The organism is Acinetobacter sp. 197, assembly GCF_048148385.1.
Taxonomy (GTDB): Bacteria; Pseudomonadota; Gammaproteobacteria; order Pseudomonadales; family Moraxellaceae; genus Acinetobacter; species Acinetobacter pecorum.
On sequence record NZ_JAYWZK010000002.1, the window covers coordinates 171111 to 185030 of the forward strand.

Below are 13920 nucleotides of genomic sequence, written 5' to 3' on the forward strand. Positions count from 1 at the left end.
TTTAAAGCCGTTCTACCAGAATAGGCTTAGGCAGATCGGCAATTTTTTGCTACCATTTGCGCTTTAAAATATTTGCGATTTCTTACTGCATATGACCTCATCTTATCAGCAACAACTTGAAGCCAAAATTGAACGCATCAGCGCTCAGTTTGCCGAATATCAACCACCTGCTTTAGAAGTATTCCAGTCTCCTGAAAAATATTTCCGCATGCGTGCTGAATTCCGGATCTGGCATACTGAAGATGATCTGTTTTATGCCATGTTTGAACGTGACGAGAACAACAATAAAAAAGTGATTCGGATTGATGAGTTTCCAATTGCAGACCGCAGTATTAATGACTTGATGCCGCAACTACTGGCAGCATTCAAGGCAGATGCCAATCTGGGTCATCGCCTGTTTGAAGTACATTTTCTGGCGACTTTAAGTGGTCAGGTTCTGGTATCCCTAATTTATCACCGTAAACTGGATGAAAGCTGGGAACCAGCAGCAAAAGCGCTGGCGGAAAAACTCAACATCAAACTGATTGGTCGCAGCCGTGGCCAGAAATTTGTCCTGACTGATGAATATGTGGTGGAAGAACTGTCTGTTTTTGATCGTCGCTATAAATATAAGCAGATCGAAAGCAGCTTCACCCAGCCCAATGCACAAGTTTGTCAAAAAATGCTGGAATGGGCATGTGATGCAGCGGAACAATCAGATAAAGATTTGCTGGAACTCTACTGTGGTAATGGCAACTTCACTCTGCCGCTTTCAACCAAGTTCCGCCGTGTATTGGCCACTGAATTAGCCAAATCTTCAGTTTATGCAGCTGAGTGGAATATTGAGCAGAACCAGATTGAAAATATTCAGGTTGCGCGTCTGTCTGCCGAAGAATTCACTCAAGCTTATAATGGCGAACGTGTTTTCCGCCGCTTGCAGGAAGCACAAATCGATATTTCGACTTATGATTTTGATACGGTATTTGTCGATCCACCGCGTGCTGGGATTGATACTGAAACACTGAAGTTGTTACAACGTTTCCAGCGTATTATTTACATTTCATGTAATCCAGATACTTTATATGACAATCTGAAACAATTGTCTCACACCCACAAAATCAGCAAATTCGCCATGTTCGACCAGTTTCCTTATACTCACCATGTAGAGACAGGTGTTTTACTGGAAAAAGTATAAAGAATTTGTTTCAATTTATTATATTGTTACAATAATGGAGCTTTTTGAAGCTCCATTTTTTGTATTAATAATCATAAACTTAATAATAAATATTGACTTGTACAGCAAGAAATATCGTTAGAAATGTTGGCTTCAATCGGAAATTTTCAAGTCTGACTGCTGCTTTTATCACATAGGTCCTATTGCTTTATTTATTTAATTGGCTATATTTCACTCTATGTTAGGTTGTTGTATGAAGGCTCTATGAGTTTTTGGCAAAAGTTGTTTTCTAATGAACAACACAATGAACACAAGAATCAAATCGCTTGTGTTGAAAATGATTGCTCTTGCAAGACAAATGAACAGCTTCTTGAAGCACTTTCTAAAGCCACTGATGAAGAAATCATCATCGGAATTAAAAAGGTTCTCGTATCTCGAGGCTATAGCCGCAAAGAGCTGAATGAACTTCAGCACTTGCCATTGCAATAATCGGCCAACGTTACAGCCGTAAAAAAAAGCACCTGTTTCATCAGGTGCTTTTTTTATTTGGAGAAGTGGGATTGTATAATTTAATCCCCTCTTCCTTTACTCAGGTTATAAGGCTAAAAATGACTTTAGAGTCTCTGTCATTAGGCAGAGAAATTCTGCATGATACCTTCGATTCCAAGTTTTGATTTTAGACAAGAGCTGATTTTCTTAGGCTATTTAGATCTTTTTATCACCTCTATATTTCTTCGATTCTAGCTTCTTTGAATTATTTAAAAAATGATGATCAAGTCTCCAATTTTATTCTGAAATGCAGACAAGACATCGATTAATTTTGTAAAACACAGTACACTTCCTATTAAACGACAATGCTTTTAAATGGCTTAATTCTGATATGCAGCGGACTAAACGGTTTCCCATAGGGGCACATCTTATGGTCAAACATTTCGGCTATACCCATCACGGGATTTATGCCGGACGTGGTCGTGTCATTCATTATTCCGGTTTTGCGCATTTATTCAAAAAACGCCCTATTGAAATCACCTCGATTGAAAATTTCAGTCAGGGTAAACCAATTCACATACAGCATTATGATTCGGCAAAATATAAAGGTCGTAAAGTGGTACGTCGCATGCGTTCCAGAATGCATGAAAATAACTATCATCTGATTATTAATAATTGCGAGCATTTGTGCACTTGGGCCATTACCGGCGTGGAAAGTAGTCCGCAAGTAATTTACATGATGAATCGCCTGACGACGATTGGCTATATCAGCTCAATGATGAGTTTTATGAACAGCATGTTCCTGACCCTGACCACCACCAGTTTCGCATTGGCACTGTACATCAAGAAGAAACTCAGAGATAAAGCCAAGCAGCGTTTGCAACAATATCGTGAATTGCAAGATCAGGCTAAAACCAAGGTGTCAGACCTGACTAATTTTAAACATCGTTAATTCAACACCTAGTCTACCGATAAATAATGAGCAGGAAAGGTTGAAGCCGTGTTTACATTTTGAAGATATAGATAGCAAATCAGGTTAAATAGCCTTTTCTGGCTTGAATCGCCTCAGGTAGTGCTTTACCTAAAGAGCTTAGGGTTTCCCGCTCTACCAGTCGTACAATTGAATCTAGCGGCAGATCGTTGTCCTGCAAGCCAAAGGGTTCTTCCAGCTCCGCACTGAGCTCATCCAGCCCGAGCAACATATAAGCAATCAATCCGACCAGAATCGGCGTCCACAGGCCTAAATTCGCCTGCAAACTGAAAGGCAAGATAAAGCAAAAAGAATAAACCGCACGATGCAACAACACCGAATAAGAAAATGGCAATGGGGTTGACAAAATCCGGTCACAACCGGCCTGAATATCTCCCAAGGCCACAGTATGCTGATTCAGGTTGTTATAAATAATATCGCTGATCTTGCCCTGCTGATACTGTTGTACCAGCTGTTTTTGCATCTGCTCCAGCACCCATTGTGAGGGATTGATTTGCATGGGCAATTGCTCGAATGATTCGGGTTCAAAGCTGGCAGTGGCCTGATAAGCCTGAATGCTGGACATTTGCTGTCTCAATCGGTCCCGTAATAGATGGGTAAACAGCATCATGCGGTACAATAAGATTTCACGGGTTTGATCGTCCAGAACATGGCTGTCACGGCATAAATGGCGCGTGGTTGCAATCAACGCACCCCACAGCTTGCGTCCTTCCCACCATCGATCATAGCAGGCCGTATTTCTAAAACTTAAAAAAATCGAGAGAATGACACCAAAAATCGTAAAGCCAATTGCCGGGACAGCAGGAAGGCTGACGAAATGCGCCTGACTCAAATACACCAGCAAGGCAGAAATAAAGACCACCAAAACCAATGCGGGCAGCACCTTGGGCAGAATCGTTCCCTGCCAGGCAAACAGTAAACCTAAACTATTATTCTTATCACGCACAATCATGGAATGTTCCCTGCTGTATTAAAAAAGCCCAACCAGAGTTGGGCTTTTTACATTTTGACTTAAACCAGCTTATTTGCCCGGTTTAAAGCTGTCCTTAAGATCAAGGATACGGTTAAATACCGGTTTTTCGCTGGAATGATCATATTGATCCGCCACAAAATAGCCTTCACGCTCAAACTGGAAACGATCTTCCGGCTGAGCTTGCGACAAAGCAGGCTCAATCACGGCTTGAACCACCTTCAATGATTCAGGGTTGAGGTTTTCCAGAAAGTCATCGCCCACTTCAGGATCAGACTCCGTAAACAGACGATCGTAAATACGCACTTCGGCAGGAATACCCTTAGTCGCAGATACCCAGTGAATCACGCCTTTCACCTTACGACCTTCAGGATTTTTACCTAAAGTTTCAGGATCAATCGAACATTTCAGCTCAACCACTTCACCATTTTCATCTTTAATGACTTCATCGCATTTGATGACATAGGCATGACGTAAACGGACTTCACCGCCTGGAATCAGACGTTTAAAGCCTTTTGGTGGCTCTTCTTCAAAGTCTTTACGGTCAATAAACAGCTCGGTCGTCAGTGGAATAACACGCTCACCCATATCGACATTCGGATGACGTGAATGGGTCAGGTCCATGTCAGCTGGCAAATTGGTTAAAGTCACTTTGAGTGGATTTAACACGGCCATACCACGCGCGGCGGTATTTTCCAGAGACTGGCGAATACAGTATTCCAGCATGGCTACATCGACGATACTGCCATCAACCTTCGATACACCGACGCGCTGACAGAAATCACGCAGACCTTCAGGGGTGAAACCACGACGACGCATACCGACTACAGTTGGCATACGTGGGTCATCCCACCCCTGAACAAAGCCACCTTCAACCAGTTTACGCAGTTTACGCTTTGAGGTGATGGTGTAATCCACGTTCAAACGGCTAGATTCGTACTGACGTGGCACTGACGGTGATTTAACTTTTGCTATCACCCAATCATAGAACGGACGATGATCTTGGAATTCCAAGGTGCACAGTGAATGCGTAACGCCTTCAATCGCATCAGATAATGGATGCGCATAGTCATACATTGGATAAATTTTCCATTTATCGCCAGTCTGATGATGTTCAGAATGCAAAATACGATACAGAATCGGATCACGCATATGTACGTTTGGTGACGTCATATCGATCTTGGCACGTAGAACCGCCTGACCTTCCGCGTATTCACCGCAACGCATTTTTTCAAAACGTTCTAGGTTTTCCGCAACAGTTGCATCACGTTGTGGCGAGTTTTTACCCGGCTCAACAAAGTTACCACGGTTTAAACGGATCTCTTCTGGACTTTGCAAATCAACATAGGCATCACCCTGCTCAATCAGCTGAACTGCCCAGGTATAAAGTTGATCAAAATAGCTTGATGCATAACGCGGCTCACCTTCCCACTGGAAGCCTAGCCATTTCACGTCATTGGCAATACCATCAACATATTCCTGTTCTTCGGCATCCGGATTGGTATCATCAAAACGCAGGTTACAAACACCTTTAAATTCTTCAGCAATTCCGAAGTTCAAGCAAATTGCTTTCACATGGCCAATATGTAAATAGCCATTCGGCTCAGGCGGAAAACGCGTCACTACCTGTTGAACGCGACCAGCAGCTAAATCATCGGTAATGACCTGACGTACAAAATCCAAGCCTGGTTGTTGCTCTTGCTGCTGCACTGAATCGACTGCACTGTTATTTTGGGTCGGGTTCTCGGGCAGAGATGTCACAACATCATTTGGCTTCATGATCAATCATTCACTTCTAAAGTTAAAAAGGGATTAACAAATATTTAATCGTACAATTTGTACGTATATTCATTAACAAAGTTCCTTAGTTTAACTATAGGTGATTAATCTCTCAACCGCTAACTCGGGTATTTGATTTCAATTCACTCATTTTAAAAAGTGAAAATACGGCAACCTGTCTATAACCAAACTATCCAGGCGTTAAAAGATTAGAAAATGTTTTAATCCATGCTTGTCAGAAATATTACGCCATGTCTGTCAGTATTTGAAATGCCTTGATAAATCAACGTATAAATAAGGTATTATTTTTATGCTTTTAACAAAGAAAATAATGTTTTTACTTGCCTTGTCGAACGCAGTTTGCTTATGCTTCACTCATTCAGAAAAAACCATGGCACTTGTCCATGATCAGGAGATTACACAATGAGTTTTCCTCAAGTCGAATTAAACACCAATAAAGGTCGTATTGTTCTAGAACTCAATACTGAAAAAGCACCTAAAACCGTAGCTAACTTTTTAGAATACGTACGTGACGGTTTTTATGACGGCGTAATTTTCCACCGTGTTATTGATGGTTTCATGATCCAGGGTGGCGGCATGGATGAAAACTTCAAGGAAAAAGCAACACGTGATGCAATCGAAAACGAAGCAGACAATGGCTTGACCAATGACGAAGGTACGATTGCAATGGCGCGTACTCAGGCTCCGCATTCTGCTTCTGCCCAGTTCTTCATTAACGTGAAAAACAACTCATTCCTGAACCACACTGGCAAAACTGCTCAAGGTTGGGGCTATGCCGTATTTGGTAAAGTTGTTGAAGGTATGGATGTTGTAAATGAAATCAAAAACGTGCGTACTGGTAACCGTGGCTATCACGCTGACGTTCCTCTAGAAAATGTCGTGATCGAATCTGCAAAAATCATTTCTGAATAAGTTTAAATCCTCCCTGAGTAGCACTGCTACGCAAGTCCTTTAATAAAGGAGGGAATCACCTTTTATCAAAATAAGGTTTTCCTCCCTTTTTCAAAGGGAGATCAGGAGGGGTTAAATTAAAGAAGGAAAAGATTCGTGACCTATCTGTTTATCTCAGATTTACATTTGTCACCTGATCACCCTCGACTTGTTCGGGGGTTTTTAGATTTATTAACTGAATATCAAGATCGAAACACCCACCTGTATATTCTGGGTGACTGGTTCAATGCTTGGATTGGCGATGACTATACCTCTCCATGGCTGGACGAGATTGTCATTGCATTAAAACAGTTTACTCAAGCAGGCAATCAGGTTTATTTTCTGGTAGGTAATCGGGACTTTGCCTTAGGTCAGGATTTTTTGGATCAATTTTCTGGACAACTTTTGCCAGAGATTGCCCATTTTAATATTGGCTCGACCCGATATCGCATTGAACATGGCGATGCTCTGTGTACCGACGATGTGTCCTATCAACGGTTTAGAAAAATAATTCGTCATCCTTGGGTTTTAGGCGTATTACGCAAAATGCCGCTCAGCTTTCGTGCCAGACTGGCCAGTGGCTTTCGTAAAAAAAGCCATGAAGCGCAGCAATTAAAAAGCTATGCCGTGATGGATGTGAATGCATCTGCCGTAGAAACTGCCTTCAAACAAGCTGATGTGCTGATTCACGGTCATACACATCGGGCTGCCATTCATCAAGCAGCTAATAAAAAGCGCATTGTACTGGGTGACTGGAAACAGGAATATGCTGAAATTCTGGAAATCCAGCCAGACCAAAATTTTGATATGCTGAAACTAAAAAAGTGGCGATATTAATCAGCCACTTTTTTTAAGATATAGATTAGCTTAACACAAACGATAAAGCTGGTTCACACCGGTATAAAAGCTTTTACCATCAAGATTAAAAAGGATTTCCTCACCAGTTTGCAGCTGGATCATTTTTCCAACTTCTACCCAGATAAAACCATCCAGAGTGCTCTGTTTACGCTTTAAAGGAACTAATTTAACGTTAATTTCACCACCATTTACGGCAGTGGCGACATGCCATTCATTTAATATATTCAAAATATTTACTCATAATATGAGCTTTTTGTGACAGTACAAAGAGATTAATAAAACCAAATTTGTATAATAATTCTGTAGTTACTAGATGTTATTCAAGCTTAAATGCTTGAACCAAAAGTGAATCACAATCAGCTAAAAATAATAAAAGCGAGAACTATACTCGCTCGAAGTTTTGCCACTATACCCTTTATTCCCGAGGAAAGCAAACATACATTGTCATTACAATAGAATGGGATTTTTAAGAACTTTTCTCATGCTTTGTTAATTATTAGGCTTTTAACTTTCATTATCTAAAATTCATTTTAACGTTATTTCATTTCCGTTGATAAACAAAACCTGTCTTTAAATACCTTAAAATCAATATTAGAGACATGAAACTCAGCCCGAGGTACAGCAAGTTCCACTCTCCTGTCTTTTGATAATTTAGGATCAAGAGAATAGCATTTAAGGCTGCAAACAGTACGTGAATCATAAAAAAAGCTTGTTGCGCTCGTCTAGTTCTTTGCTGACGTTTATTCTTTAAGGTGTTCTGCTGTTCTTGTAAAAACTGTTCCGCTTCCTGAAGATTCCTTGGGATTTTCTTCTTATAGCTGAATGAATAGCTCATCCTAAAAAATTTCTGATTAAAAGTAAACCAAAAATCTAAGCAAGCTATTCATTCAGAAGTTCTTATTGATTAATAGCCGCCAGTCGGGTGAATTACATTGATATCCTTTCTATATTTTCCTAGCAGATCACGTAAAGAATTTATCAAAACGCTGGTATCCACGCCCACAGCGACAAACTCAGTGCCAAGCTCCAGATATTTCTGAGTCACTTCATGCTGGGTCGACAAAATCCCTGCGGCCTTGCCGGCAGCACGAATACGTTGAATGGCATCTACTACTGCTTTTTGCACTTCAGGATGATTTGGATCACCTTGATAGCCCATGGTCGCAGACAAGTCGACAGCACCAATAAATACCCCATCAATCCCGTCAAGCTGAAGAATAGCATCCAGATTTTCCAGCCCTGTTACTGATTCAATCTGAATTAATAGACAGATTTCCTCATGAGCCCTTTGATAATAATCCGGAATACTGTTCCAGCGGGTAGCACGTGCCAGCGCAGCGCCTACACCACGAATCCCTTCAGGCGGATAACGAACTGCCTTTACCATAAGCTCGGCCTGTTCCACAGTTTCCACCATCGGAATCAACAGCGTTTGTGCTCCGATATCAAGGAGCTGCTTAATCAGTTGTACGCTGCCAATGGGCGGCCGTACTACGGCTTGCGAGGGATAAGCAGCAATACTTTGCAGTTGTGACAAGGTCGTTCTCAGATCACTGGGTGCATGCTCACCATCAATCAACAACCAGTCGTAGCCTGCATTGGCTGCAATCTCGGTACCATAGGCATCGGCCAGTCCAATCCATAAGCCGATTTGCTGCTGGGTTTTAAGTTTGTGTTTAAAATAATTGGTCACTTGCATCCGCTAACCTATTTGCATGTTGCTGCCGATGCCTCTTATTAAACGCTTCTTGCTTAAAAGTGCCAATAGACAAAAAATAGTTTTTAATCTGATTTAGCTCTAAGTTTGGCTGATACACAGTTCAAGATCATTTTAGAATTGGCTTTGCTAGATGCTGTTTTATTGTAATAATCTGGGGAATAGGAAAGTGTATATAGTTAAAATCCCTACCCGCTGCTTATTTGAAAAGATTGGAGTCCATTGATGGATTTACTCAAGATCGCGCAAAATCGCTACACCACTAAAGCCTATGATCCTAGCAAAAAAATCCCCCCAGCCCAGTTTGATCGCCTGTTAGAAATTTTGCGTCTTACCCCCTCTTCGATCAATATTCAGCCGTGGCATTTTTTTATTGCGGATCATGATGCTGCCAAAAAGCGCATTGCAAAAGCCTTGGTCGGCACTTATGCCTACAATGCACCCAAAGTTCTGGATTCTTCACATACCATTTTATTCTGCACCAAAGCAGATATTAATGAGCAACATTTAGACAACTTATTAAACCGTGATGATCTTAGCGGCCGTTTTAAAGATGAATCTGCCAAGGAAGGCCAGAAAAATACACGCGCAGGCTATATACATTACTATCGTAATGAAAAAGGAGATATTCAGCGCTGGGCGGAAAACCAGACCTTTATTGCACTAGGCCAGTTGCTTCTGGCTGCCGGAATTGAAGGTATCGATGCCACACCGATTGGCGGTTTTGATGAAGAGATTATCAGTGAAGAACTACAACTTGCAGAACAGGGTTTGACCCCTTCCGTATTGTTGACTTTAGGCTATCGCAGTGAAAATGACTTCAATGCCAAGCTACCTAAATCACGCCTACCTGCCGAAGATATTTTCACCAAACTGTAATTAAATTATGTTATAAAAGGGGCCAAGTGCCCCTTTGCATATCAATTCGGGCCTATTTTTTGCTTTATTCTCCAAATATCTAACTAGAATAACAATTAGAGGTATCCATGTCTGTTATAGCTTCCCGCTCCTTAAAATTCGAATGCAAACATTGCGATAAAATCTATTTACACCATTATGCGCATTCCCAGTATCGTTATCCGCATTGTCCCGACTGTAAACAGGCCGGCTTGCTGCTGGGACGGGCAGAAAAACAAGACCTGCTGCGTTATCCGCTTGAATTTGCCTCTTCCTATGTTAGACAGACATTGCATAAGCTAGGCAAATCACACTGATCACACCTAGGATTAATCCTATCGTGCTTGCAGGTTTGAGGCGCTCCTTAAAGATCAGCAACCCTGCAATTACACCAAAAATGACTACCAGAATATTCATGCCGGCAAACACGATTGCCGGTGTATCTTTAAGCAGCATATGTGCCTTGACATAAAAGGCGATGTTGGCGAAGTTCAGTACGCCCAGTAGCAGGCCTAAGCCGATGTCCTTGCCGGACCCCAGATGATGATATTTGAGTAGTAGATACAGCATCGATAGAATCATGGCGCATACAAACATCAGATTAAGCGCTACGGCAAATTGCAAACCCAGACTGGTCGTATATTTCAACAATACATCAATCAGTGCATAACCCATCCAGACCAAACCCAGATATAACATTCCCTGACTGCCCTGCCCGCTACTTTGGCGATGTGAAAGCAGAATGCACAGTACTGCACTGATCCCCAAGGCAATACCCAGTATTTTTAGCTGGTTGAACTGTTCCTGAAAAATAAAATAGGCTGCCGCCAGAGATAAAACCACCGAGAGACGCTGGGCAATTTCTGTTTTTAAAATTCCCGCTGTCTGTAAGGCCTGAGCCAGAAACAGGAATACGCTAGGAAGCAAAATACCCAAAGCTAAAATGAGTAACCACGGTGTCTGGGACATTGAAATATGCTGAATATCAGGCTTGAACCAGACAAAACATAAGAGACTAGCTGAGGCATAGTTCCAGCTAATCATGTGAATCGGGCTCAAGCCTTTGTTCCTGGCGACTTTTAATAATATTGAGACTACAACACTACATAATGCTGCAATAAAAATCAGTTCCATACGCTGCTCTTATTTTTTCATCTTTATTTATCCATAAAAAAGCCCACATTTGCTGTGGGCCCTTCTTATAAATCATTCAACAGGAATTATTTATAACGCTCGACCATTTTCTCTAGAGAAATCGGGCGAATCTTGTCTGCATTACCTGCAGTACCAAAAGCTTCATAACGATCAATACAGATTTGCTTCATTGCATCTACAGTTGCACTGAAGAATTTACGTGGATCGAATTCGCTTGGTTTTTCAGCCATCATACGACGCATTGCACCTGTAGACGCCAAACGCAAGTCAGTGTCGATATTAATTTTACGCACACCGTGCTTGATCGCTTCAACCAGTTGCTCAACAGGTACACCATACGTTTCTTTGATGTCACCGCCATACTGGTTAATCACTGCCAGCCATTCTTGTGGCACAGAGCTTGAACCGTGCATAACAAGATGAGTATTTGGCAGAGCTGCATGAATTTCTTTGATGCGGTCAATCGCAAGAATATCGCCTGTAGGTGGACGAGTAAACTTGTAGGCACCATGAGAAGTACCGACTGCAATTGCTAATGCATCAACATTGGTATCTGCAACGAATTGACGCGCTTCTTCAACAGAAGTCAGAAGCTGAGAATGGTCAAGTACGCCTTCAGCGCCTACGCCATCTTCTTCGCCTGCCATTCCTGTTTCCAGGCTACCCAGACAGCCGATTTCACCTTCTACTGAAACGCCACATGCATGTGCCATTTGTACAGTACGGCGAGTAACGTCGACGTTGTATTCGTATGAAGTTGGCGTTTTACCATCCTCACCCAGTGAGCCGTCCATCATGACCGAAGTAAAGCCCAACTGGATAGAACGCTGACAAATGTCAGGGCTAGTACCATGATCCTGATGCATTACCACTGGAATATGTGGCCATTCTTCAATTGCAGCCAAAATCAGGTGACGCAAGAATGGTGCACCTGCATATTTGCGAGCACCCGCAGACGCCTGTACGATTACAGGTGAATTGGTTGCATCTGCTGCGAGCATGATTGCACGCATTTGTTCTAAGTTGTTTACGTTAAACGCTGGTACGCCGTATGCATGTTCGCCGGCGTGGTCCAAGAGCTGGCGCATCGAAATAAGAGCCATAATATCCTCCCAGGTAATGGGCCATATTCTACATGTTCAACTATTTCAATACAGCCAAAAAATACAATATTTTATAAAAAATCCCTGCTTTTGCAGGGATTTTTACTTGCGTACTCTCACTTAGTGTGTAACAGGCTCAGAAGCTGCGGCTCCAGATTCATCTGGTGTAGCTGCATCTGCCGACGCATTGGCAATTTCAGGCGGGACATCCATATTTTTTTCATCCAGAACCGGCTTATCAATGGCATTAATTGCTGCCTGCTGTTCTGGGCTTACGGTTTCTGCAGCAACAGGTGCTGAACCTTCTACTTCAGATTCTGGGGCACTTTCCTGTTTCGCACATGCGGTTAAGGCCAAAGATGCTGCCAGTAATGCAGCTAAAGTGAGTTGCTGTTTCATCAGGAGATCTCGTTTTGTTGACTCATGGTCTGCATCATATGACAGGTTTATTGCATTTTAATGACCAAATGATGAACAGATTCAGAATCTCTGATCTATAAAAATAAAAAAAAGCTGGCATCGTGCCAGCTTTTTAAATCAGAACCTACACTTAAGCGCGTTCCAATAGCACTGCAACAGCAGGAAGTGTTTTACCTTCAACAAACTCAAGGAATGCACCACCACCCGTCGAGATATAACCAATTTTGTCAGCCACTTCGTATTTATCAATCGCAGCAAGTGTGTCCCCACCACCCGCGATCGAGAAACCTTCCGATTCAGCAATCGCTAAAGATAAAGTTTTAGTCCCTTCACCGAATTGATCTACTTCAAATACGCCGACCGGGCCATTCCAAAGAATCGTCTTAGATGTTTTCAGGATTTCTGCAAATGCTTTCGCAGTTTCCGGACCAACGTCTAGAATCATGTCATTATCAGCAACATCTGCAACGTTTTTCACCGTTGCTTTCGCTGCAGCCAATGAACCCAGGAAATCTTCAAAGTTGATTTCAGAGGCATCTGCAACCACAACGTCAGTAGGAAGCGGAACTGATACTTTTGCAGCAATGGCTTTTGCTGTATCGATTAGGTCTTTTTCACACAATGATTTACCTACGTTATAACCCGCTGCAGCAAGGAATGTATTGGCAATACCACCACCCACAATCAATTGATCACAGATATCAGAGAGTGAAGTTAATACGTCTAGTTTAGTAGATACCTTAGAACCCGCAACAATCGCCACCATTGGCTTTTCTGGAGTTTTTAACGCACGACCCAGCGCATCAAGTTCAGCAGCCAGTAAAGGACCTGCAGCGGCGACTTTCGCTAAACGTGCCACACCTTCAGTAGATGCTTCTGCACGGTGTGCTGTACCAAAGGCATCCATTACAAATACGTCGCAAAGTGCTGCATATTTTGCTGCAAGCTCAGGGTTGTTTTTCTTTTCACCCACATTAAAACGACAGTTCTCAAGCAGAACGACCTGACCTGGCTGAACATCAACGCCATCTAAATAGTCAGTGAACAGTTTCACTTCCTGACCCAACGCTTCAGTCAGGTAAGCCGCTACAGGGGCAAGTGACTGTTCAGCCTTAGGCTCACCTTCAACCGGACGACCCAGATGAGAATACACCATTACTGCAGCGCCTTTTTCTAGTGCTGCTTTAATCGTTGGCAATGCTGCACGAAGACGCGCATCGCTGGTGATCACACCATTTTTAACAGGAACGTTTAAATCTTCACGGATCAGAACACGTTTACCTGCTAAATCGAGGTCAGTCATACGCTGAAAGTTCATGTAAAGCTCACTTTATAGATATTAAAACCAGCCGATTTTAAATGATTATGCAGAAAAAGGTTAGCATCTTTTGCAGAAATCATTATGAATGCCAAAGTTTTGTTATGATAGAAAAAAGC

The 13920-nt window shown here is 42.2% G+C and carries 15 protein-coding genes; 7 read left to right on the top strand and 8 right to left on the bottom strand.

Features of this window, described 5'->3' with window-relative positions:
* Nucleotides 1-91: 91 nt before the first annotated feature.
* The 3 genes from trmA (at nt 92) to VXQ11_RS03420 (ending at nt 2594) form a co-directional block, all read left to right on the top strand.
* Nucleotides 92-1174 (top strand): tRNA (uridine(54)-C5)-methyltransferase TrmA, encoded by a 1083-nt coding sequence (gene trmA / locus VXQ11_RS03410; protein WP_064102057.1) that lies wholly within the window; start codon nt 92-94, stop codon nt 1172-1174.
* 243 nt (nt 1175-1417) lie between these two features.
* Nucleotides 1418-1642 carry a hypothetical protein gene (locus tag VXQ11_RS03415; RefSeq protein WP_034436106.1) on the top strand — a complete coding sequence of 75 codons (225 nt, stop codon included), beginning with the start codon at nt 1418-1420 and terminating at the stop codon, nt 1640-1642.
* 391 nt (nt 1643-2033) lie between these two features.
* Nucleotides 2034-2594, top strand: a complete 561-nt coding sequence (locus tag VXQ11_RS03420; protein ID WP_064096068.1) for a lecithin retinol acyltransferase family protein — start codon at nt 2034-2036, stop codon at nt 2592-2594.
* A gap of 79 nt (nt 2595-2673) precedes the next feature.
* Here VXQ11_RS03420 and VXQ11_RS03425 read toward each other — a convergent pair whose 3' ends face one another.
* Both VXQ11_RS03425 and VXQ11_RS03430 read right to left on the bottom strand, forming a co-directional pair.
* Nucleotides 2674-3585: a bestrophin family protein gene (locus tag VXQ11_RS03425; RefSeq protein WP_144723968.1), complete on the bottom strand. Its 912-nt coding sequence runs from the start codon at nt 3583-3585 to the stop codon at nt 2674-2676.
* A gap of 69 nt (nt 3586-3654) precedes the next feature.
* On the bottom strand, nt 3655-5382 hold the full coding sequence (locus tag VXQ11_RS03430; protein ID WP_064096066.1) for a glutamine--tRNA ligase/YqeY domain fusion protein: 1728 nt from the start codon (nt 5380-5382) through the stop codon (nt 3655-3657).
* Between the two features lie 423 nt (nt 5383-5805).
* Here VXQ11_RS03430 and VXQ11_RS03435 point away from each other — a divergent pair, with 423 nt between their 5' ends.
* Both VXQ11_RS03435 and VXQ11_RS03440 read left to right on the top strand, forming a co-directional pair.
* Nucleotides 5806-6315, top strand: coding sequence for a peptidylprolyl isomerase (locus tag VXQ11_RS03435; RefSeq protein ID WP_064096065.1), 510 nt, complete (start codon nt 5806-5808; stop codon nt 6313-6315).
* 135 nt (nt 6316-6450) lie between these two features.
* On the top strand, nt 6451-7170 hold the full coding sequence (locus tag VXQ11_RS03440; protein WP_416681086.1) for a UDP-2,3-diacylglucosamine diphosphatase: 720 nt from the start codon (nt 6451-6453) through the stop codon (nt 7168-7170).
* Between the two features lie 30 nt (nt 7171-7200).
* On the opposite strand, the gene VXQ11_RS03445 is transcribed toward VXQ11_RS03440, so the two are convergent.
* Entirely contained in the window at nt 7201-7422 is a 222-nt protein-coding gene (locus VXQ11_RS03445) for a transposase (protein ID WP_171254949.1), read from the bottom strand.
* Nucleotides 7423-8095: 673 nt separating this feature from the next.
* Nucleotides 8096-8890, bottom strand: a complete 795-nt coding sequence (gene hpaI / locus VXQ11_RS03450) for a 4-hydroxy-2-oxoheptanedioate aldolase (RefSeq protein ID WP_416681085.1) — start codon at nt 8888-8890, stop codon at nt 8096-8098.
* A 243-nt stretch (nt 8891-9133) separates the two neighbouring features.
* On the opposite strand from hpaI, the gene nfsB reads away from it, so the two are divergent.
* Both nfsB and VXQ11_RS03460 read left to right on the top strand, forming a co-directional pair.
* Nucleotides 9134-9787, top strand: coding sequence for an oxygen-insensitive NAD(P)H nitroreductase (gene nfsB, locus VXQ11_RS03455; protein ID WP_416705423.1), 654 nt, complete (start codon nt 9134-9136; stop codon nt 9785-9787).
* A gap of 107 nt (nt 9788-9894) precedes the next feature.
* On the top strand, nt 9895-10122 hold the full coding sequence (locus VXQ11_RS03460) for a hypothetical protein (protein WP_081406359.1): 228 nt from the start codon (nt 9895-9897) through the stop codon (nt 10120-10122).
* Here VXQ11_RS03460 and VXQ11_RS03465 read toward each other — a convergent pair.
* The 4 genes from VXQ11_RS03465 to VXQ11_RS03480 form a co-directional block, all read right to left on the bottom strand.
* Nucleotides 10085-10939: an EamA family transporter gene (locus tag VXQ11_RS03465; protein WP_416705424.1), complete on the bottom strand. Its 855-nt coding sequence runs from the start codon at nt 10937-10939 to the stop codon at nt 10085-10087. The two genes, VXQ11_RS03460 and VXQ11_RS03465, sit on opposite strands and share 38 nt — an antisense overlap.
* An 86-nt stretch (nt 10940-11025) precedes the next feature.
* Nucleotides 11026-12063 carry a class II fructose-bisphosphate aldolase gene (gene fba / locus VXQ11_RS03470; protein WP_064096059.1) on the bottom strand — a complete coding sequence of 346 codons (1038 nt, stop codon included), beginning with the start codon at nt 12061-12063 and terminating at the stop codon, nt 11026-11028.
* A gap of 120 nt (nt 12064-12183) precedes the next feature.
* Nucleotides 12184-12462, bottom strand: a complete 279-nt coding sequence (locus VXQ11_RS03475; RefSeq protein ID WP_064102052.1) for a hypothetical protein — start codon at nt 12460-12462, stop codon at nt 12184-12186.
* Between the two features lie 151 nt (nt 12463-12613).
* Nucleotides 12614-13801 carry a phosphoglycerate kinase gene (locus VXQ11_RS03480; RefSeq protein ID WP_064102051.1) on the bottom strand — a complete coding sequence of 396 codons (1188 nt, stop codon included), beginning with the start codon at nt 13799-13801 and terminating at the stop codon, nt 12614-12616.
* Nucleotides 13802-13920 lie beyond the last annotated feature (119 nt).

Coding starts and splice junctions, on each gene's coding strand:
- trmA (WP_064102057.1), top strand. CDS start 92: ATGACCTCATCTTATCAGCAACAACTTGAAGCCAAAATTGAACGCATC.
- VXQ11_RS03415 (WP_034436106.1), top strand. CDS start 1,418: ATGAGTTTTTGGCAAAAGTTGTTTTCTAATGAACAACACAATGAACAC.
- VXQ11_RS03420 (WP_064096068.1), top strand. CDS start 2,034: ATGCAGCGGACTAAACGGTTTCCCATAGGGGCACATCTTATGGTCAAA.
- VXQ11_RS03425 (WP_144723968.1), bottom strand. CDS start 3,585: ATGATTGTGCGTGATAAGAATAATAGTTTAGGTTTACTGTTTGCCTGG.
- VXQ11_RS03430 (WP_064096066.1), bottom strand. CDS start 5,382: ATGAAGCCAAATGATGTTGTGACATCTCTGCCCGAGAACCCGACCCAA.
- VXQ11_RS03435 (WP_064096065.1), top strand. CDS start 5,806: ATGAGTTTTCCTCAAGTCGAATTAAACACCAATAAAGGTCGTATTGTT.
- hpaI (WP_416681085.1), bottom strand. CDS start 8,890: ATGCAAGTGACCAATTATTTTAAACACAAACTTAAAACCCAGCAGCAA.
- nfsB (WP_416705423.1), top strand. CDS start 9,134: ATGGATTTACTCAAGATCGCGCAAAATCGCTACACCACTAAAGCCTAT.
- VXQ11_RS03460 (WP_081406359.1), top strand. CDS start 9,895: ATGTCTGTTATAGCTTCCCGCTCCTTAAAATTCGAATGCAAACATTGC.
- VXQ11_RS03465 (WP_416705424.1), bottom strand. CDS start 10,939: ATGGAACTGATTTTTATTGCAGCATTATGTAGTGTTGTAGTCTCAATA.
- fba (WP_064096059.1), bottom strand. CDS start 12,063: ATGGCTCTTATTTCGATGCGCCAGCTCTTGGACCACGCCGGCGAACAT.
- VXQ11_RS03475 (WP_064102052.1), bottom strand. CDS start 12,462: ATGAAACAGCAACTCACTTTAGCTGCATTACTGGCAGCATCTTTGGCC.
- VXQ11_RS03480 (WP_064102051.1), bottom strand. CDS start 13,801: ATGAACTTTCAGCGTATGACTGACCTCGATTTAGCAGGTAAACGTGTT.